The 20,110-nt window shown below is 68.6% G+C and carries 19 protein-coding genes; 13 read left to right on the top strand and 6 right to left on the bottom strand.

Annotation, left to right across the window (positions count from 1 at the left end):
- Positions 1 to 38 precede the first annotated feature (38 nt).
- Both H623_RS0115095 and H623_RS20330 read right to left on the bottom strand, forming a co-directional pair.
- A complete protein-coding gene (locus tag H623_RS0115095) occupies positions 39 to 989 on the bottom strand; it encodes an ROK family protein (RefSeq protein WP_022901760.1) in 951 nt (316 codons plus the stop codon).
- Positions 990 to 998: 9 nt separating this feature from the next.
- On the bottom strand, positions 999 to 2,390 hold the full coding sequence (locus tag H623_RS20330) for an MFS transporter (protein ID WP_022901759.1): 1,392 nt from the start codon (positions 2,388 to 2,390) through the stop codon (positions 999 to 1,001).
- A 118-nt stretch (positions 2,391 to 2,508) separates the two neighbouring features.
- Between H623_RS20330 and H623_RS0115085 the strand changes: the two genes are divergently transcribed.
- The 6 genes from H623_RS0115085 (at position 2,509) to H623_RS0115060 (ending at position 8,757) form a co-directional block, all read left to right on the top strand.
- Complete coding sequence (locus tag H623_RS0115085) at positions 2,509 to 3,354, top strand: LysR family transcriptional regulator (RefSeq protein WP_022901758.1); 846 nt, start codon at positions 2,509 to 2,511, stop codon at positions 3,352 to 3,354.
- A 143-nt stretch (positions 3,355 to 3,497) separates the two neighbouring features.
- The gene (locus H623_RS0115080; RefSeq protein WP_022901757.1) at positions 3,498 to 4,478 is read left to right on the top strand and encodes a sugar-binding transcriptional regulator; all 981 of its coding nucleotides are present in this window, start codon (positions 3,498 to 3,500) and stop codon (positions 4,476 to 4,478) included.
- A gap of 2 nt (positions 4,479 to 4,480) precedes the next feature.
- On the top strand, positions 4,481 to 5,458 hold the full coding sequence (gene deoC / locus H623_RS0115075) for a deoxyribose-phosphate aldolase (RefSeq protein ID WP_425402100.1): 978 nt from the start codon (positions 4,481 to 4,483) through the stop codon (positions 5,456 to 5,458).
- 96 nt (positions 5,459 to 5,554) lie between these two features.
- Positions 5,555 to 7,147: an aldehyde dehydrogenase family protein gene (locus tag H623_RS20325; RefSeq protein ID WP_022901755.1), complete on the top strand. Its 1,593-nt coding sequence runs from the start codon at positions 5,555 to 5,557 to the stop codon at positions 7,145 to 7,147.
- Complete coding sequence (locus H623_RS0115065) at positions 7,144 to 8,004, top strand: aldehyde dehydrogenase family protein (protein WP_022901754.1); 861 nt, start codon at positions 7,144 to 7,146, stop codon at positions 8,002 to 8,004. The genes H623_RS20325 and H623_RS0115065 overlap by 4 nt, the downstream gene beginning before the upstream one ends.
- 168 nt (positions 8,005 to 8,172) lie before the next feature.
- Complete coding sequence (locus H623_RS0115060; RefSeq protein WP_026940413.1) at positions 8,173 to 8,757, top strand: GDSL-type esterase/lipase family protein; 585 nt, start codon at positions 8,173 to 8,175, stop codon at positions 8,755 to 8,757.
- A 44-nt stretch (positions 8,758 to 8,801) separates the two neighbouring features.
- On the opposite strand, the gene H623_RS0115055 is transcribed toward H623_RS0115060, so the two are convergent.
- Together H623_RS0115055 and H623_RS0115050 are read right to left on the bottom strand one after the other, a co-directional pair.
- Complete coding sequence (locus H623_RS0115055) at positions 8,802 to 9,353, bottom strand: O-acetyl-ADP-ribose deacetylase (protein WP_022901753.1); 552 nt, start codon at positions 9,351 to 9,353, stop codon at positions 8,802 to 8,804.
- A 5-nt stretch (positions 9,354 to 9,358) separates the two neighbouring features.
- Entirely contained in the window at positions 9,359 to 9,652 is a 294-nt protein-coding gene (locus H623_RS0115050) for a metal-sensitive transcriptional regulator (protein ID WP_022901752.1), read from the bottom strand.
- 136 nt (positions 9,653 to 9,788) lie between these two features.
- Between H623_RS0115050 and H623_RS0115045 the strand changes: the two genes are divergently transcribed.
- The 4 genes from H623_RS0115045 (at position 9,789) to H623_RS0115030 (ending at position 13,571) form a co-directional block, all read left to right on the top strand.
- Positions 9,789 to 10,181, top strand: a complete 393-nt coding sequence (locus H623_RS0115045; RefSeq protein WP_022901751.1) for a hypothetical protein — start codon at positions 9,789 to 9,791, stop codon at positions 10,179 to 10,181.
- 130 nt (positions 10,182 to 10,311) lie between these two features.
- A complete protein-coding gene (locus H623_RS20320; protein WP_022901750.1) occupies positions 10,312 to 10,767 on the top strand; it encodes a DUF6804 family protein in 456 nt (151 codons plus the stop codon).
- Between the two features lies 1 nt (position 10,768).
- On the top strand, positions 10,769 to 11,116 hold the full coding sequence (locus H623_RS0115035; RefSeq protein WP_022901749.1) for a DUF488 domain-containing protein: 348 nt from the start codon (positions 10,769 to 10,771) through the stop codon (positions 11,114 to 11,116).
- 298 nt (positions 11,117 to 11,414) lie between these two features.
- A complete protein-coding gene (locus H623_RS0115030; RefSeq protein ID WP_022901748.1) occupies positions 11,415 to 13,571 on the top strand; it encodes a DEAD/DEAH box helicase in 2,157 nt (718 codons plus the stop codon).
- A gap of 52 nt (positions 13,572 to 13,623) precedes the next feature.
- Here the strand turns inward: H623_RS0115030 and H623_RS20315 are convergent, their stop codons facing one another.
- Positions 13,624 to 13,836, bottom strand: a complete 213-nt coding sequence (locus tag H623_RS20315) for a hypothetical protein (protein WP_022901747.1) — start codon at positions 13,834 to 13,836, stop codon at positions 13,624 to 13,626.
- 98 nt (positions 13,837 to 13,934) lie between these two features.
- On the opposite strand from H623_RS20315, the gene H623_RS0115020 reads away from it, so the two are divergent.
- From H623_RS0115020 to H623_RS0115010, 3 genes are all read left to right on the top strand, one after another.
- Positions 13,935 to 14,597 (top strand): CYTH domain-containing protein, encoded by a 663-nt coding sequence (locus H623_RS0115020; protein WP_022901746.1) that lies wholly within the window; start codon positions 13,935 to 13,937, stop codon positions 14,595 to 14,597.
- Between the two features lie 104 nt (positions 14,598 to 14,701).
- Positions 14,702 to 15,733: a 6-phosphofructokinase gene (locus tag H623_RS0115015; RefSeq protein ID WP_022901745.1), complete on the top strand. Its 1,032-nt coding sequence runs from the start codon at positions 14,702 to 14,704 to the stop codon at positions 15,731 to 15,733.
- Between the two features lie 190 nt (positions 15,734 to 15,923).
- The gene (locus H623_RS0115010; RefSeq protein WP_022901744.1) at positions 15,924 to 17,726 is read left to right on the top strand and encodes a substrate-binding domain-containing protein; all 1,803 of its coding nucleotides are present in this window, start codon (positions 15,924 to 15,926) and stop codon (positions 17,724 to 17,726) included.
- Between the two features lie 104 nt (positions 17,727 to 17,830).
- On the opposite strand, the gene H623_RS0115005 is transcribed toward H623_RS0115010, so the two are convergent.
- Positions 17,831 to 20,002 (bottom strand): S9 family peptidase, encoded by a 2,172-nt coding sequence (locus H623_RS0115005; protein WP_022901743.1) that lies wholly within the window; start codon positions 20,000 to 20,002, stop codon positions 17,831 to 17,833.
- Between the last annotated feature and the right edge of the window lie 108 nt (positions 20,003 to 20,110).

Here is a 20,110-nt window from a genome sequence, read left to right as displayed (position 1 = left end):
CGGATCGGTTGCGGGTCTGGTCGATGCGGCTACGTCGCCTAGAGTCCGAGCGGCGGCAGCAGAGATCCGCGATGCACCAGTGCACCCGCCCCGATCAGCGGCCCCTCGCCGGACAGGCCGGATGGCACGACGCGCACCTTGCGCACGAACCCGAAGTAGTGCTCGGCGATGGTCGCGCTGATCACGTCGAACAGGTCGGGTGTCGCCTGGGAGAAGCCGCCGCCGATGGCGACGAGCTCGAGGTCGAGCAGGGCGGTCGCGCTCGCTATCGCCTGTCCCACTGCTCGGCCGGTGCGTTCGATCGCCGCGTGCGCCACGGGATCGCCGGCGGCGTAGGCGGCGGCGAGATCTTCGCCCTTCGTGCCTTCGAAACCCTGTCTGCGAGCCCAGGCGACGGTGTGCGGGCCGCTGGCGATGGCCTCCAAGGAGGTCGCCTTGCCGAACGTGTCCTCGCCCTCGTACCCGGCGACCTCGACGTGGCCGATGTGGCCGGCGTTGCCGGTGGGGCCCGTGATGACGCGGCCGCCCACGATCAGGCCGCCACCGATCCCGGTCGAGATCACCATGCCCATCACGTCGTTCACGCCCTGCGCTGCACCGACCCAGTGCTCGGCCATCGTGATGGCGACGCCGTCCATCTCGAGCGTGATCGGCAACTCGAGACCTCGCTCGGCGAGCACCGACGTGACGAAGCCGCGCAGGTCGAAATCGCGCCAGGCCGGCACGTTCAACGGCGACACGAACCCGCGTGCCCGATCGATCGGCCCCGCGCATCCGATCCCGACGCCGATCAGTCCCGCGGCGGGCGCGGCATCGAGCGCGTCCTCCACGACGCGGCGCACCGCAGCCTGCAGCTCGTCGCTGGTGGCGTTCCGACCGGTCGGCGCACGGTGTCGTGAGTCGGGCAGCAACTCACCGTCTCCGGTGACCAGGGCGGACTCGACTTTGGTGCCGCCGAAGTCGACGGCGAGCGCGAAGGGCAGGGTCATGGAACCAGGTTAGAGGTCGCCGGGAGCGCCTTCGTGCACGACCGTTCCGGACGACGGGTCGCGCTGCCGCTCTCCGGTCACGATCGCGAGCCGTGGCATCCTGCCTTGGCGCCGCACCGTGATGCGCAGGTCGGCCCGTCGCATCATCAGCACGGCCAGCACCAGCGAGGTGGCCAGCGGCACGAGCCCCGAGACGGCGAATCCCCAGCCGGGCCCGAATCGCTCGACGATCCACCCCATGACCGGGCCGCCGATCGCCTGTCCGCCCAGCTGCACCAGGATGTACAGCGCCATGACGCGGCCGCGGATGCCCAGGTTCGTCGACATCTGGACGAGCGAGTTCGCGCTGGTCAAGAAAAGCAGGCTCGCCGCGCCGCTGCACGCGATCAGCAGGCCGAACACGACGATGTCGGGGGAGAGAGCGGCGGATGCCTGCACCACGCCGAGCACCGCAGCTCCTGCGATCACGAGGCGCACACTCACGCCGAGCCGTCGGGTGGAGAGCACAGCGCCGGTGAGGGCGCCGATGGCCACGAGCGCGTTGAAGAAGCCATAGCCCGCGGAGCCGACCTTGTACACGTCGTTCGCGTATGCGGCCAGCAGCACCGGCATCGTGTACGCGAACATCGCGACGGCGCCGAGCACGATGATCGTGAACAGAATGGCGGGCTTGTGCGCGGCGTAGCGGAGTCCTTCCGCCAGCTGCCCCTTGCCGCGCGGCGTCATCGGCGTGTGCAGCAGTGACTTCGTGTTCATCATGCCGAGAGCGCTGACGACGATGAGGCACGCGGCCGAGTTGATCGCGAACGCCCAGCCGCTGCCGACCGCGGAGATCGCCAGGCCGCCGACAGCCGGACCGATGAGGGCACCGAGCTGGAACGTGGACGAGTTGAGGCTGATCGCGTTGCGCAGCAGCTTCGGACCGACGATCTCGTTGACGAACACCTGGCGGGCGGGGTTGTCGACGACCGTGACGAAGCCTCCGATGAACGCGAGCGCCCAGATGTGCCAGACCTGCACGCTGCCGGTGAGGATGAGCACGGCGAGCACGGCGGCGAGCGCCGCGGCCGTCGACTGCGTGAGCATGAGCAGCATGCGCTTGGAGTACCGGTCGGCGATCACGCCGCCGAGCAGGCCGAAGATGAGCATCGGGGCGAACTGCATCGCGACGGTCACGCCGACCGCGGCGACGCTTCCGGAGAGCTCGAGCACGAGCCAGTCCTGCGCGACGCGCTGCATGCCCAGCGCCGTCGTCGCGATCACCTGCGCGCCGGCATACAGACGGTAGTTGGGAACACGCAACGAGGCGAACGTCTCACGCCATGGCGGACGGCGGTCGACGACGGGAACGGGCGCGGTGAGGAGGGTATCGGCTGAAGAGGTGGCAGAAGAGGCGGTCACGATGCTTTTCGATAAGTCGCTGGTCGTACGTGTTTTTCAACGCTAACCGCGACCCAATTATTCTTCGACCGAATTGGACCTATAACTACCATTGGATTCGCGAATGTAAGCTCGTCGCATGTTCGACCCCGATCTGCTCGCCACGTTCCTCGCCGTCGTCGAGACCGGCAGCTTCACTCGAGCGGGGGAGCGGCTCGGCCTCAGTCAGCCGACTGTGAGCCAGCACGTGGCGCGCTTGGAGAAGGCGGCCGGGCGCGTGCTCGTCGACCGTGATACGCGGCAGGTCCGGCTGACGGACAACGGGGATGCCATGGCGGGTTTCGCGCGCACCATCCTGGCCGCGCATGCCGCCGCGGACAGCTACTTCAGCGGCACCGCGATGCGCGGCAGGCTCCGCTTCGGGGCAGCCGACGACTTGGCGATCACGCAGTTGCCGAGCATCCTGCGCGACTTCCGGCAGGCGTATCCGCAGATCAACCTCGAGCTCACGGTGAGTCAGTCCGCTCCGTTGCACCGCAGGCTGAAAGCCGGCCAGCTCGACCTCATCTTCATCAAGCAGATGGCCGGGTCCACCGAGGGAGACCGGGTGAGCACCGACGACCTCGTCTGGATGGGACTGGAGAAGACGGAGCTCGGCCCGAACGACCCGGTGCCGCTGATCGCCTATCAGGACCCGAGCATCAGCAAGCAGATGGCGATCGACGCGCTGGAATCGGCCGGCCGGGTCTGGCGCATCACGTGCAACACCCGGGAGGTCAACGGCGTGCTCGCGGCGGTGCGCGCGGGACTGGGCATCGCGCCGTTCCCGCGCACGATCATCCCGAACGACCTGGTGAAGGTCACGAACCGACTCGGGCTGCCCGAGCTCGGCCGCGTGGAGTTCAGCCTGCTCGCCAACCCGCGTGGAGCCGCGGAGCCGGTCGCCGCGCTCACGCGCACGATCATGGGGCGCACCCTTCACTAGGGCTCACCGCGCCGCGACGCTGCGCGATGCGCTGAGCCAGCCTGTTGGCCGACGGTCCTGAGTCGACCTCGGAATGCTCAGATGAGCGGATGACTGCACTCTCGTTGCTCATAAGTGGGGGCCTTTTCTATCCTGGTGAGCATATGAACTCCTCAGACGAACTGCTCGCCGTGCGTGCGGCGGAGCTCTATTACGACGAGGGCCGTACGCAGGACGAGATCGGTGCCGTGCTGCACATCACACGGTGGAAGGTCGGGCGGCTCCTGGCTCAGGCGCGCACGGCCGGCATCGTGCGCATCGAGATCGTGCATCCGCGCGCCCGCAGGGTGCTCGCCGAGCAGGCGGTGAAGAAGCGGTACGGGCTGAACGACATCGTGGTCGCGTCGTCCGCGGGTGTCTCCTCTCCCGACGAGTTGCAGCGCCGCGTGGCGCAGGCCGCCGCGGATTACCTCACCGGACTGCGTCCCGCGCCGCAGACGCTGGGAGTCAGCTGGGGCCGCACCATGCACGACGTCGCCGCGTGCCTGCCTCGAGGGTGGGCGCACGGCGTGGGTGTCGTACAGATCAACGGCGGACTCAGCCTGACGAAAACCGGCGACACCGCCTCCGCGACGGCACTCGTGATCGCGCAGAAGGCCGCCGGCTCCGCGCACGTGCTGCCCATCCCGGCCATCCTGGAGCACACCGCCACCAAGCGCAGCATCGAACGGGATCGTGCCATCGCCGGCGTGCTCGACCGCGCAGCGCACGCAGAGGCGTACCTGTTCAGCGCGGGCGTCGCCGGCGATGATTCGGCACTCGTGCACAGCGGCTATCTCAGCACCGCCGAGGTGGCCGGACTCGTGCGCAAGGGAGCGGTCGGCGACGTGGTCGGCCGGTTCATCGGCGCGGACGGTGCGCCCGTCGACGCCGAGCTGGACTCGCGGACGGTGGGACTGCCTCTGGAGAGGATCAAGGCATCCGACACCGCGATCGCCGTGGTCGCCGGCGAGGGAAAGCACGCTGTGGCGCGCGCCCTGGTCACCAACGGACTGTGCACGGTGCTGATCACCGACGACCTGACAGCCGCTGCCCTGCTCGACGACGCGGCAGCAGAAGAGACGATCTCGGAGTGTGCATCGTGAGCATCGATCTCGCCCGCACCGTGGTGGGCGCCGAACTGAGCGAGCGGAGCCTGCGCGGCTTCGTTCTCGGCCTTCCCGGAGTGGATGCCGTGGGTCTGGAACAGCGCGCCGCCGCGCTCGCCACCCGTTCGATCAAGACCTCGTCGAAGCGCCGGGCGCTCGACACGATCGTCTCGCTGATCGATCTGACGACGCTGGAGGGTGCGGACACGCCAGGCAAGGTGCGGTCCCTTGCCGCCAAGGCCGTGCTCCCCGATCCGTCCGATGCCGGCTGCCCTCAGGTGGCGGCCGTGTGCGTGTACGGCGACATGGTCCCGTACGCCGTCGAGGCGCTCGGCGCCGCGCACGCCGGTGCCGGCGGCTCGATCAACGTGGCGGCCGTGGCGACGGCGTTCCCGAGCGGTCGCGCCTCGCTGCGCGTGAAGCTCGCCGACACCGCTGATGCGGTGGCCGCGGGGGCGGACGAGATCGACATGGTCATCGACCGCGGTGCCTTCCTCTCCGGCCGCTACAGCGAGGTCTTCGACGAGATCGTCGCGGTGAAAGAGGCCTGCCGCCGCGGCGACGGCACGAGCGCGCACCTCAAGGTCATCCTCGAGACCGGTGAGCTCTCGACCTACGACAACGTGCGCCGCGCCTCCTGGCTCGCGATCCTCGCCGGCGCCGACTTCATCAAGACCTCGACCGGAAAGGTGTCGCCCGCGGCGACGCTCCCGGTCACGCTGCTCATGCTCGAGGTGGTGCGCGATTGGCACCGTCTCACCGGCGAGCTCGTCGGCGTGAAGCCGGCTGGAGGCATCCGTTCGTCGAAGGATGCCGTGCGCTATCTGGTCACCGTCGCCGAGACCGCGGGCGAGCGGTGGCTCGACCCGCACCTGTTCCGGTTCGGCGCCTCGAGCCTTCTGAACGACGTGCTGCTGCAGCGCCAGAAGCTCGCGAGCGGCCACTACTCCGGCGCCGACTACGTCACGATCGACTGAGCGGATGCCCGAGCCGATGACCTGCCGAACCACAGACCTGCCGAACCACGGGCCTGCGCCAGTCGCCGCCCCGAGCGAGCCGATGACGGAGACACCATGACCTTTCTCGACTATGCACCGGCGCCCGAGTCACGGGCGATCCTGAACCTGCGGCCGTCGTACGGCCTGTTCATCGACGGCGAGTTCGTCGACGGACACGGTGCGCCGTTCCGCACCATCTCGCCCGCCTCCGAGGAGACGATCGCCGAGATCTCGACCGCCGACGAGCACGACGTCGACCTCGCCGTGCGTGCCGCACGCCGCGCGTACGACCGCGTGTGGTCGAAGCTGAGCGGCGCCGATCGCGGCAAGTACCTGTTCCGCATCGCGCGTCTGGTGCAGGAGCGCGCGCGCGAGCTCGCGGTCGCCGAGAGCCTCGACAACGGCAAACCGATCAAGGAGAGTCGCGACGTCGACGTTCCGCTCGTCGCCGCGTGGTTCTTCTACTACGCCGGATGGGCCGACAAGCTCGATCATGTCGGTCTCGGTCCCGCGCCTCGCGCTCTCGGCGTCGCCGGCCAGGTCATCCCGTGGAACTTCCCGCTGCTCATGCTGGCCTGGAAGATCGCTCCGGCCCTCGCCGCAGGCAACACCGTGGTGCTCAAGCCGGCGGAGACCACACCGCTGACGGCGCTGCTCTTCGCGGAGATCGTGCAGCAGGCAGGCGTTCCGGCCGGGGTCGTCAACATCGTCACCGGCGCGGGGGAAACCGGCCGACGTCTCGTGAACCACCCCGATGTCGACAAGGTCGCCTTCACGGGTTCCACGGCGGTCGGGCGCGAGATCGCCCGCTCGATCGCGGGCACCGGCAAGAAGGTCACCCTCGAGCTCGGCGGCAAGGCCGCGAACATCGTCTTCGACGACGCGCCGATCGACCAGGCGATCGAGGGCGTCGTGAACGGCATCTTCTTCAATCAGGGTCACGTCTGTTGCGCGGGCAGCCGTCTTCTCGTGCAGGAGAGCGTGCACGATGAGGTCGTCGACCGCCTCAAGGCCCGGCTCAGCACGCTGCGACTCGGCGATCCGCTCGACAAGAACACCGACATCGGGGCGATCAACTCGGCAGAGCAGCTGGCGCGCATCCGCGAGCTCAGCGACGTGGGCGAGGCGGAGGGCGCCGAGCGCTGGAGCGCCGAGTGCGCCATCCCCGATCGTGGCTTCTGGTTCGCCCCGACCATCTTCGACGGCGTCTCCACGTCGAGCCGCATCGCGCGCGAGGAGATCTTCGGCCCCGTGCTGTCGGTGCTCACCTTCCGCACGCCCGATGAGGCGATCGCGAAGGCCAACAACACGCCGTACGGGCTCTCCGCGGGAATCTGGACCGACAAGGGCAGCCGCATGCTGGCCGTCGCCGACCGGCTTCGGGCCGGCGTGGTCTGGGCGAACACGTTCAACCGGTTCGATCCGGCATCGCCGTTCGGCGGTTACAAGGAGTCGGGCTACGGCCGCGAGGGCGGACGACAAGGCCTCGCCGCGTACCTGGCCTCCGCCGACGCCCGCACGGCGCTCGCCCCGCGTGCCTCGGATGCGTCGCCCGCCCGGTCAGACGCGCTGCCCACGCCCGAGGACGCGAAGGCGGGCAGGGCGGCGAAGTCGCGCTCCGTCTCCTCGCGCACCGAGAGCTCCACCAGGAAGGGATCCGCACGATGACCCGCCTCGCCGTTCCCAAGACCTACAAGCTCTTCATCGGCGGTGCGTTCCCGCGCAGCGAGTCCGGTCGCACGTACGAGGTGCTCGCTGCCAACGGCACCTTTCTCGCGAACGCCGCGAAGGCCTCCCGCAAAGACGCCAGGGATGCCGTGGTCGCCGCCCGCAAGGCCGTCGTCGGCTGGTCAGGAGCGACGGCGTACAACCGTGGCCAGGTGCTCTACCGCGTCGCGGAACTGCTCGAAGGGCGGCGCGCGCAGTTCGTCGAGGAGGTGCGGGCATCCGAGGGACTGTCGGCGAAGGATGCCGCCGCGCAGGTCGACGACGCCATCGACACCTGGGTGTGGTACGCGGGCTGGGCGGATAAATACGCGCAAGTGGCGGGGAACGCGAACCCGGTGGCCGGGCCGTTCTTCAACATCTCGGTGCCCGAGCCGACCGGCGTCGTCGCGGCGATCGCCCCGCAGGGCGGAAGCTCGCTGCTCGGGCTTGTCGCCGTGATGGCGCCGGCCCTGGTCTCGGGCAACGCCGTCGTGGTCGTGGCCGACGAGGCGCATCCGCTCTCGGCGATCTCGCTGACGGAGGTTCTCGCCACGAGTGATGTGCCCGGAGGCGTCGTGAACGTGCTGACCGGATCGGCGGTCGAGATCGCTCCGTGGCTGGCGTCGCACTCTGATGTGAACGCACTCGATCTCACGGGTGCCGAGGAACTCGACTGGGTGGATCTGCAGATCGCAGCGGCCGAGACTCTCAAGAGGGTGCTGCCGCCGACGGGCGGGGCCATCGAAACCCGTTCACTGGAACGTATCACCGCCTTCACCGAGACGAAGACCGTCTGGCACACCAAGAGCATGCGCTGACGGGTCGGCCGTTCTCCGATAGTGGACGCGCCGTTCATGAACGCACGGACCTGACGGCAAGGCCATGAACGCAGGGCGGCGGTGCCAGCACCACCTGCTCTCTTGCACAACCCATGGCGCGTCCTGCACATGACGAGGGAAAATGTGATCGGGGACGAAAGGAGCGGCATGTCAGACGAGGTGTCGACGGCCTTCGTGGGCGACAGCATCACCGCACTCGGGCGCTGGGAGGAGTGGTTCCCCGACAAGAACCCTCACAACCTCGGAGCCGACGGGGACACGACCGATGCCGTGATCGCGCGCCTCGACGAGGTGATCGGGCTCGCTCCGACGACCGTCGCACTGCTGATCGGCACCAACGACCTCGCCTGGCGACGCAGTGCCGAGCACATCGTTCGCAACATCGAGACGATCCTCGTCACCCTGCACAGGTCGCTGCCCGCGACCCAGCTGCTCGTGCAGTCCCTGATGCCGCGGGATGTCGCTTACGCCGACACGATCAAGGAGGTCAACCGGCACCTCTGGCAGTTCGCGCCCACCGTGCGCGGCCAATATCTCGATCTCTGGCCCGCGCTCGCACGCGCGGACGGATCGATCGATCCGCAATTCTCCGACGACTCGGTTCATCTGAACGAGCGAGGCTATGAGATCTGGGTTTCCGAGCTGCGTGGAGCGTTCGAGATCCTGAATGACGAACCGCCGACGAGCAGGCCCATCCTGCTGCCACGAGAGCACCAAAGGCATCGCCACTGACGCCCGCTTCCTGAACGCCAGCTGGGCACGAGCGGGGAATCCGTTCAGGAAAGACGGGTCGTCATCGCCGCGTCGAAGGCCTCGAGCGCCGCCGGAGAGAACAGCACGAACCGTGCGAGCTGCAGCCCTGACACCGTGCCGGCCGAGCGCAGAACGGTGTCGATCGCGACGCGTGCCGCGTCCTCCATCGGCCAGCCGTAGACGCCGGCCGAGATGGCGGGAAAGGCGATGGATGTCGCACCCACCTCCCCGGCGACCGCCAGCGACCGCTCGTAGGCGCTGACCAGCAGCGGTGTGCGGTCCTCGCGGCGCGAGAAGACCGGGCCGACCGCGTGGATGACGTATCGGGCCGTAAGTCGTCCACCGGTCGTCGCCACCGCGTCTCCGGTCGGCAGACCGTCGGGAAGCACCGTCGCCCGCAGGTCGCGGCAGGCCGCCAGGATCTCCGGCCCGCCGGCCTGATGGATCGCCCCGTCCACGCCGCCGCCGCCCAGCAGGCCGGAATTGGCAGCGTTCACGACGGCATCCACGCGTTCGTGGGTGATGTCGCCGAGCACGGTCTCGAAGACCCGGCCCGCGGCATCCGTGCGTCTCATGACCGCTACCGGTTGTTGCTGAGCTCGAACACGCGCAGCAGCTCCTCGACGGCGCGCTCGCGATCGTCGCCGCCGGCTTCGAACTGCGCCGTGACATGCGTGCGCAGGTGGTTCTCGACGAGCAGCTTGTTCAGCGAGCCGAGCGACTTCTGGATCGCGAGCGACTGCGTGATCATGTCGATGCAGTAGTCCTCGTTCTCGATCATCTTCTCCAGGCCGCGCAACTGACCGGACAGGATGCGTACCCGGTGCAGCGCCCGCTTCTTGATGTCCTCGATCACGTTCTCAGGGTAGGTCACGCCGCGCGCCATCCACCCGAACTGGGGACTCCCGCCGGGGGCGGTGGACCGCCTAGTGTGCCTGAAGGATTCTCAGTGACTCATGCGCTTACCCGAGGCGCATGGCGCCCTACCCGAGGCGCAAGGAGGTACCCGAATGCTGAAGAACCTTGACCTGACCCTGCCCGAAACTCTGTCTCGCTCGCTCGACGGCGTCGTGAACGGAGACTGGATCGCCGTCGTCAGCCCACACCACGAAACCCTCGCCACCGCCAGCACGGTGCACGAGTCGCTCGAGCAGGTGGTGGCCGCACTGGTGACCGTCACCACGCTCCACACCGACGCGCCCATCGTGATCGAGGGCGAGGACGACCTGGATGACTCCGCCTACGCGGTGCTCGGACTGTCGGCGGATGCATCCGGTCGCCGCATCGAGGGCCTTCAGGTGTCGGAACTCGCGTTCTCGGCGCTGCTGAAGACCGCTCGCTCGACGATCGTCATCGACTCGCCCGAGTCGTTCGGCTTCCTGCTCTGCAAGGGGCGTTGCTGACGCACTGAGCGGCTTCGGTTCGCCGAAGAGCCACGTCCTCCGGTTTCAGCCGAGGAGGCCTTCGGCGCGCCGTTCTGGCGCTCCGTCGGCGAGGCTCCGTCCACGCCTGCGTGCGTAGACTGAACGGGACATGTCCTCGTCGAAAAACTCTGCGTCGAAAAGCTCGGATTCCCGGGTCCGACTGGCGTTCCTGCCCGGTGTCCTCGGCGCGATCATCTTGATGGCCGCCCTCGCGCTGGTGGGCGGGGACTGGTACATCTGGGTGCGATTCGCCGTGGCGATCCTGGCCCTGATCATGTGCGTGTTCGCCGTGCAGGCGAAGGCGTACTGGTGGCTGATCGGACTCGTTCCGCTCGCTATCGCGTTCAACCCGGTGTGGCCGTTGCCCATCGGCGACCTGTGGCTGCGACTGCTGCATCTGGCCGGTGCCATCGTGTTCATCGCCGCTGGGGTCGCCATCAAGGTTCCGGTCCCCGAACAGCAGAGCGGACCGGCCGGGCGTTACGACGGCAAGCGAAGGCCTTCCGGCGGTTCGGCATCCCGGGGCCGGGCATCGGGGCGAGGCACCAGCACGAGAGGGAAGTGACGTGTCGTTCACCATCAAGCGCGCGTACGAGCCGGCGTCGTCCGACGACGGGTACAGGGTGCTCGTCGACCGGCTGTGGCCGCGCGGCGTGAGCAAGGAGTCGGCCCACCTCGACGAGTGGGAGAAAGACGTCGCGCCGAGCGACGAACTCCGCAAGTGGTTCGGACACGATCCGGCGAAGTTCGACGAGTTCCGCACGCGATACCTCGCGGAGCTCGAAGACAATCCGGCCGTCTCGGCGTTGCGTCAGCGCGGACGGGACGGCACGGTGACACTCGTGTACAGCGCCCATGATGAGGAGCACAACCAGGCTGTCGTGTTGCGCGACCTGCTGGATTCGCTCGGCTGAGCATCCGCTTTTCCTCGGAATGACGGACGTGCGCGACGGCTTCTGACGTGTCGAGGTGACGCGCACCGCTGTTGTGCCCTAAAATAGGCGTTCGTCGGGGTCCGCTTCATCGGCCGGACACGTCTCGTCGACTGCATCGCAGGCGACCTTCGGGTTTCACCCGAACACCCGCATCGGTCGTACCGCAGTCACGCCTGAGGGTGTGGCCGGGCACGCGGCGGGCGGATGCCGAACGGCACCCCGGCGCCACCACCAGGAGCGGCTCGCACGACGCGCAGCTCTCACGCACAGGAGGATCATGCCGCACACCGGCGATCACACCGCCCAGGCTTCCCGTCGTTCCGGCTCGCGCCACTCGAACAACGACGGTCTCATTCCCGTTCTCGCGCGCCGAGTGCGCGAAGTGGAGGCGAAGGCCTCGACGGGCAAGAAGCTCGGCCCCACCAACCGCACCAAGTTCCAGGTCATCGCGCTGCTGATGCGGGAGGAGCGCGCCCGAGCCAAGTCGGATGCCGCACTCAGCGAGTCCGCGCGTGCCGAGCAGCTCAAACGGCTCGACGGCATCGCCACCATCCTGGCGAAGACCGCCGCCCGCGACACATCGCTGATCGCGCTGCTCGAGTCCACGTCGTCGCCGAGCACCGCTGCGCAGAAGATGCGCCGCGACTGGCTGCTCGAATCGGGCGCCGAGCTCGAGCCCGACGACCTGATCATCACGACCGAGGCGCCCAAGCCGAAACAGGATGTCCTTCTCTCGCCGGAGCTGGCGCAGAAGCAGGTCGTTCCGCCCTCGGTGCGGGCACGGCAGCTGTCGAACCCGTTCCTCGCGCCCGACTTCGCGCTCGCGCAGCACTCGGTGCCCGCTCCGCGCCGACGGCTCGACTCGTGGGAGCTGCTCGGACCGCTCTTCAAGTCGTTCGAGTACGGATCAGGAGGGCAGGCGGCGAGCATGGAGCTGCCGCCGGCACCGGCGATCGACAGGTACTCGCCGTCAGGCATGGAGCTGATGATGCACCAGGCTCGATTCGTCGAGTCAGTGCGGCTCGGCCACCGCTCCTACCTCCTCGCCGACGAGCCGGGGCTCGGCAAGACCGCGCAGTCGGTGCTGGCGGCATCCGTCGCCAGCGCCTATCCGCTCCTGGCCGTGGTGCCCAACGTCGTGAAGATGAACTGGGCGCGCGAGGTGGAGCTGTGGACGCCGCACCGCCGCGCGACGGTCATCCACGGAGACGGTGAGGGCCTTGACGCCTTCGCCGACGTCGTCATCGTCAACTACGAGGTGCTGGACCGGCACCTCTCGTGGCTCTCCGAGCTCGGGTTCCGCGGCATGGTCGTCGACGAGGCGCACTTCATCAAGAACTTGCACTCGCAGCGCTCGCGTTACGTGCTGTCACTGGCGGATGCCATCAGGCACACGGTCGCGGACCCCCTGATGATCGCGCTGACCGGTACGCCGCTCATCAACGACATCGACGACTTCCGCGCGATCTGGCAGTTCCTCGGCTGGATCGACGGTACGAAGCCGACGGCGCCGCTGATGGAGCGCCTCGACGAGACCGGGCTCACGCCGGCCGACCCCGGCTTCTACACCGCTGCCCGCGAGACGGTCATCGACATGGGCATCGTGCGGCGCAAGAAGCTCGACGTTGCCGCCGATCTGCCGTCCCGTCGCGTCGTCGACCTGCCGATCGAGCTGGACGACGAACTCGGCCGATCGATCAAGGCCGCCGAACGTGAGCTCGCGGGCCGGCTCGTGCAGCGCTATCGGCGCGCAGAGGCGGCCGGCGTCGGCGAGTCCTACGGCTCCGACCCCGACGAGCGTCGGGAGCACCTCATCCGCATCGTCGCGCACGCCGAGCTCGAGGAGTCGAAGGGACAGAAGTCCGGCGAGAACGTGTTCACGATGGTGCGCAAGATCGGCCAAGCCAAGGCATCCCTGGCCGCCGACTACGCGGCCCAGCTGGCGCGCTCGGTGGGCAAGGTGGTGTTCTTCGCCAAGCACATCGACGTCATGGACCAGGCGGAGGAGGCCTTCTCCTCACGCGAGCTGCGCACCATCTCCATCCGCGGTGACCAGACGGCACTGTCGCGCCAGCGCGAGATCGACGCCTTCAACAACGACCCCGGTGTGTCCGTCGCCGTCTGCTCGCTCACGGCGGCTGGAGTCGGGCTCAACCTGCAGGCGGCATCCAACGTCGTGCTCGCCGAACTCAGCTGGACCGCCGCGGAACAGACCCAGGCGATCGACCGCGTGCACCGCATCGGCCAGGAGGAGCCGGTCACGGCCTGGCGCATCATCGCGTCGCAGACGATCGACGCCAAGATCGCAGAGCTGATCGATGCGAAGCAGTCGCTGGCGCTGCGCGCACTCGACGGCGTGGATGTCGAGCCCGGCTCGGCCGATTCGGTGCAGCTCGACGCGCTCGTCTCGCTTCTTCGCGACGCGCTGGAGTGAGGTGACACGGGCGCAGGTGATCACGATGTGATCACGATGCGTCCGTGTTCCCTCAGCTCTCGTCGTCGGGTTCGTCGTCGAAGACGACGACACGGTCCTCGTCGGGAAAGCCTTCGTCGTCATCCTCGTCGATGGGCCGTTCGTCGTCGTCCGCGAGCACGTCGTCCTCGTCGAATTCCGGCTCGTAGTCGCCGTCTTGAGCGGCGGCGAACTCGTCGTCATCCGGGTCCCAGTCGCCCTGACCCGGCTGCCTCTGCTCGGTCATGATTGTCAGGCTACGCCGGGTTCTGAGACCACGCGAGAGGGTATCGCGGCGGTAGCGGCCGCCGAACGCTCTCGCGCGGCGTGCGTAAGACTGGAGTGATGAGCAAGCACCACGGAACTTCCACGATCGAGATCGAGCGCAAGTACGACGTGGCGGAGGATGCACGGCGTCCGGCGTTCGTCGGAGTCGGCCCGATCGCGGTGATCGAGGCCCCGGAGGTGCGCGAGTTGGATGCCGTCTACTACGACACCGAGGACTTCCGGCTCGCGAACGCGAACATCGCGCTGCGCCGCCGCGAAGGGGGTCCGGATGCGGGATGGCACATCAAGCGAGACCTGGAGGAGGGGCGGCTCGAGCAGCACTGGCCGCTCGCCGAGGGGGAGGACGACGGGACCGAACACGGAGCGAGAGGGCGCGCATCCGTTCCCGCGGCTCTGCTGAAGGAACTCGGCGATCTCGTGCAGCGCGACCTTCTGATGCCTGTGGCGCGCGTACGCAACCACCGTGTGGTGAGCCGTCTGCTGGACGCCGCGGGCTATCCGGTCGCGGAGTACTGCGACGACCACGTCGTGGGCGAGAACCTCATCACCGGCCACAGCGAGAGCTGGCGCGAGTGGGAGGTCGAGCTGTCAGCGGCGGCACCGGACAGCAGGCGGGGACGTGCAGAACTGTTCGAGGGCCTGGAGGTCGTGGTACGCGACGCCGGCGGAACCCCGTCGGCGAGCACGTCGAAGCTGGAACGCGCGCTGCGGGCAGGTTGAGCCGGTCCGCGCAAGGAACGGCGGGGCGCCGCCGTTTTGGTTGATGCCGACGCCCTCCGGCATGATCGATGGGGTATCGACGTATACACGAAAGAGGCGCGAAAATGAAGATCGGAATCCTCACTTCGGGCGGCGACTGTCCCGGGCTGAACGCGGTCATCCGCGGTGCCGTGCTGAAGGGCGACCGCGTCTACGGCGACGAGTTCGTGGGATTCCGGTACGGCTGGCGCGGCGTCGTGAACGCCGACATCGTTCCGCTCGATCGGCACAGCGTGCGCGGCCTGTCGCGTCAGGGCGGCACGATCCTGGGATCGAGCCGCACGAACCCGTTCGAGGGCGACGGCGGCGGCCCGGAGAAGATCCAGCGCATGTTGGATGAGAACGGCATCGATGCGATCATCGCGATCGGCGGCGAGGGAACGTTGACGGCGGCTCGTCGTCTCGTCGACGAGGGCGGGATCAAGGTCATCGGCGTGCCGAAGACGATCGACAACGACCTGGCCGCCACCGACTATTCGTTCGGATTCGACACCGCGGTCGAGATCGCGACCGAGGCCATCGACCGGCTGCGCACCACCGCCGAGTCGCATCAGCGCTGCATGATCGTGGAGGTCATGGGGCGGCACGTCGGCTGGATCGCGCTGCACTCCGGAATGGCGGGCGGTGCCCATGCCATCCTCGTTCCGGAGCGGCCGCAGTCCATCGAGCAGATCTGCACGTGGGTCGAGCACGTGCGCGATCGCGGGCGGGCTCCGGTGGTCGTGGTCTCGGAGGGCTTCCACCTCGACACCATGGAGGGCGCACACTCGCACAAGGGGCTGGACGCCTTCAACCGGCCCCGGCTGGGCGGCATCGGCGAGCTGCTGGCGCCGATGATCGAGGAGCGCACGGGCATCGAGTCGCGCGCGACGGTGATCGGGCACATCCAGCGCGGTGGCGTCCCGAGCGCCTACGACCGGGTGCTGGCCACTCGCCTCGGCATGGCCGCGGTGGATGCCGCGCAGTCCGGCCAATGGGGATCCATGGTCTCGCTCAAGGGGATCGACGTCGAGATCGTGTCGATCGCCGACGCGACCGGCGGCCTCAACACGGTGCCCGACTACCGCTACGACGAGGCGGCGCTTCTGTTCGGGTGAGACGCCGCCGAGCGCCGATCCGACACGCCGGTGACGGCGGGGGCCCTGATCAGCGGCGGATCCGCCTGTCTGTCACCCGGAGAGGTGGGGGTGGCGCGCCGGTTGTGGCTAGGCTGTCCCCCGAACTCAGCTTCCCACTCGAGGGGGACGACGCGCGGGGCTGGTAGCAAACCCGACCAGTGGAGTGCCCGTGGGCCGACACAGCAACAACGACCGATCGCGACGACGTCGTCCGATCGGCCCGTCGCGTGTGCAGAACGGGACGTCTGCGTCGGAGCCTGCCAACGGGTCTCGCGAGGTACACCCGACCGCGTCGGACGCCACGTTCGAGGCCTATGCAGCCCGGCAGCCGGCGAAGCGCAAGCGCGGCCGGCTCTGGTTCATCGCCGGCGGAGTCGTTCTCGTGCTCATCGTCACGGGCTGCGTCGCCTGGACCAAGAACGTCTTCAATCCGGTGCTGCCTGCGGCAGCCTGGGCACAGACCTGCACGCCGACGCAACTGCGCGTGGTCGCCGATCCGTCCATCGCAGCGGCGCTGAGGGCGTCCGCCAAGGGCTTCGATGCGACGACGCCGTGCGTGCACACGAGCGTGACATCGCAGAAGTCCGCCGACACGGCATCCGCTCTCGCCGTCGGAGGCGACATCAAGGCCGACGTCTGGATACCGGACTCCCCGGCATGGGAGCCCCGCATGCAGGTGCTGTCGTGGTCGCTGATCCGACGCGCGCCCGTCGCCGAGTTCGGCCGGTCCATCGCCTCGAGCCCGCTCGTCTTCGCCACGCCGTCGAAGAACGCCGACGCGTTCGACGGCTCGAGCCTGAACTGGAACACGATCGGCGACGGCGACACCCCGGTTCTGCTGCCCGAGCCCGCGCAGAACGGCTCGAGCCTGGCGGCACTCGCCGAGATCAAGGCGACGGCGGACTCCCGGGACGACCTCGCCTTCTCCCGCGACATGATCGAGCTGAGCAAGACGATTCCGGCGACGGTGCCCGACGCTTTCGCGGACGCGGAACGGGCATCCGCACCGACCGTGGTCGTCACGACGGAACAGTCCGTGGTCGCGCAGAACGAGTCGTCGCCGAGCCATCAGTTCTTCGCGCTCTATCCGAGCGACGGCACGGTGAGCGTGTCGTATCCGTACGTGCGGGTCGCCGGCACCACCACCGGCGATGCGACGAAGGACCAGTTGATCAGCGCTCTCGAGAGGCAGTTCCGCAGCGATTCGCGCACCCTGGCGCGGGCCGGGTTCCGCACCGCGGACGGCGAGGGCTTCGCCGCGAAGGGCGTCGTCGCGAACCCGCCGAAGACGTCGGCGGCGCTCGACGGAGGCGCGCAGGTGGGCATCCTGGAGAGCTGGTCGTCGATCACCGTGCGCTCGCGCATGCTCGTCGTGGTCGACACTTCCGGGTCGATGGACGAAGACGCCGACGGCAGGAGTCGCATCGACGTGTTCGAGGATGCCGCGAGCGGCATGCTGCAATTGCTCCCGCCGCAGACCGAGATGGGCGTGTGGACGTTTTCGACCGATCAGTCGGGCACGCAGCCATGGGCGCAACGCAGTCCGATAGCGTCGCTCGATGACCCCGCGCACGCGTCTGACGTGTCGCAGGTGTTCGGCTCGCTGTCGACGATGGTCGCCGGAGACACCGGCCTCTACGACACGGTGCTCGCCGCGGTCAAAGACGTGAAACAGGGCTACGACCCGCACAGGATCAACTACGTGCTCGTCGTGACCGACGGGCGCAACGAGAACCCGGCCGGAGGCCTCAGCCTGACGTCGCTGGTGAGCCAGCTGAAGGCGCTGAACGATCCGAAGAAGCCGGTGCCGGTGATCATGGTCGGCATGGGCCCGGACACCGACGTGTCGGCGATGTCTCAGATCGCGAACGCCACCGTGGGCGCCGTCTACACGGCCGAGCAGCCGCAGGACATCACGAATGTGCTCGTGGATGCCCTCCAGCAGCGAACCTGCCGCCCGTACTGTTCCTGAGACGGCCGCCGATCGGGCGCTCGCCGCGACTCCCACACGGTCCCGGCGCCACGTGGCTGTCGGGCCCGACGTGCCTGCGGGTCCCGACTTGACCGCCGGGCGGCCTACTCGGCGCGCCCCAGCACGTCGAGCAGCCAGGCGAGCTCGAACGCGCGCTCCCGCCACGCGTTGTAGCGCCCGCTCACGCCGCCGTGGCCCGCGGACATCTCGATCTTCAGCAGCACCGGCGCTCCTGAGGCGCGGAGTCGCGCGGTCCACTTGGCGGGCTCGACGTACAGCACGCGTGTGTCGTTGAGGCTCGTGACGGCGAGGATGCGCGGATATCCGGAGGCGTCGTCCGGCACGTTCTCATAGGGCGTGTACGACTTCATGTAGGCGTACACGGCAGGGTCGTGCAGAGGGTCGCCCCACTCGTCCCATTCGATCACCGTGAGCGGCAGCTCCGGGTCGAGGATGCTCGTGAGCGCGTCCACGAACGGAACGTCGGCCAGGATGCCGGCGAACAGTTCGGGCGCCAGATTCGCCACCGCGCCCATCAGCAGGCCGCCGGCGCTGCCACCCTCCGCCACCAGCCGGTCGGGCGACGTCCAGCCGGCCTCGATGAGATGGCGCGCGCAGGCCACGAAGTCGGTGAACGAGTTCTTCTTCGCGGTCAGCTTGCCCTGCTCGTACCAGTGCCGGCCGAGCTCTCCGCCGCCGCGCACGTGCGCGATCGCGAAGACGACACCACGGTCCAGCAGGGAGAGCCGGGCGATCGAGACCGCCGGATCGACGCTGTGCTCGTACGAGCCGTAGCCGTAGAGCTCGAGCGGTGCGGGCTCGCCCGGCGTGACGAGATCACGTCGGTAGACGAGCGAGACCGGCACGCGCGTTCCGTCGTCGGCCGTCGCCCATTCGCGTCGCTGCTCGTAGTGCTGCGGGTCGTAGCCGCCCAAGATCGGCTGACGCTTCAACAAGCGCAACGCGTCGGTGCTCGCGCTTTCGCCGGGCACCCAGTCGTACACGGTCGACGGGGTGAGCAGCGAGCCGTATCCGAGGCGTACTGTCGGCTGCGTCCACTCCGGGTTTCCCACCGCGCCCACCGTGTACAGCGGCTCGTCGAAGGCGAGTTCGCGCGGCTCGCCGTATCCGGCATCCGTCAGGGGCAGTACCGCGACGCGGGTGAGCGCGTCCCGGCGGTATTTGACGACCAGGCGGGACGCGAACGCGTCGACGGACTCGAGGCGCACACCGCGGCGATGCGGCAGAACGACCTCGCGAGCTCCCTGCGGATCGGATGCCGCGACATCCACGAGCTCGAAGTCCTCTGCACCGTCGTTGTGCACGATGAGCAGGCGATCCCGGCCTGCGACTATCGCGTGTTCGACCTCGTACTCCACGCCCTCCCGCCGCGGCCAGACGACGGTGGGCTCAGCGGTCGGATCGGAGGCGGGAATGAGGCGGGATTCGCTGGTGATCGATGAGCCGATGCCGATCTCGATGAAGCCGCGGCTGCGCGTGAGTCCGACTCCGACCCAGTACCGCTCGTCGTCCTCGTGGTGCACCGCCACGTCGGCGGAGGCGTCGGTGCCGAGCTCGTGCCGCCACACCGTGTCCGGGCGCCAGGCGTCGTCCACGGTCGCGTAGAAGGCGTATCGACCGTCGGGGGAGAGCACGGCGCCCGCAGAGGTGTCGGGCACCAGGTCGGCGAGGTCCGTTCCGCTCTCCAGGTCGCGCACCCTCAGCGTGTACCGTTCGTCGCCCGCGGTGTCGACGGCGTAGAGCAGCGTCGTGCCGTCGGCGCTCACGTCGAACGTGCCGAGGCGGAAGAAGTCGTGGCCGGCGGACTCCGCGTTCGAGTCGAAGAGAACTTGCTCGCCGGCCAGCGCGGGAGTGCCGGCCTCGACCTGGGCGACCACGGGCGGGTTCCAGTCGTCGTCGGAGGCGATGGGCGCGCGGCACTGCACTCCGTACTGCCGGCCCTCGAACGAGCGCGAGTAGTACCACCAGCCGCCCTCGCGGACCGGCACGGAAAGATCGGTCTCCTGCGTGCGAGTGCGGATCTCCTCGAAGATGCGCTCGCGAAGCGGTGCGAGGTGGGCGGTCTGCGCCTCGGTGTACGCGTTCTCCGCCTTCAGGTGCGCGATGACCTCGGGATCGTCTTTGTCGCGCAGCCACTCATACGGGTCGTCCACGGTGTCGCCGTGATGGCTGCGTGCGCGGGGTGCGCGCCGGGCGAGGGGAGCGGATGCAGCGGCGGGAGCGGGATCGGGCGACGTCGGAGAGGTGTCGGGCATGGCATCCACGCTATCCGCCGAGACGGCCGGGGAGGGCGTCGACGGCAACCGCGGCGCACGAACGTGCGCTCGATCGGCGGTGACGAGTTGCGGTGACGAGTTCGGGCG

It is taken from the genome of Humibacter albus DSM 18994, from assembly GCF_000421825.1.
Classification (GTDB): domain Bacteria; phylum Actinomycetota; class Actinomycetes; order Actinomycetales; family Microbacteriaceae; genus Humibacter; species Humibacter albus.
This window is presented reverse-complemented; position numbering and strand designations above follow the sequence as displayed.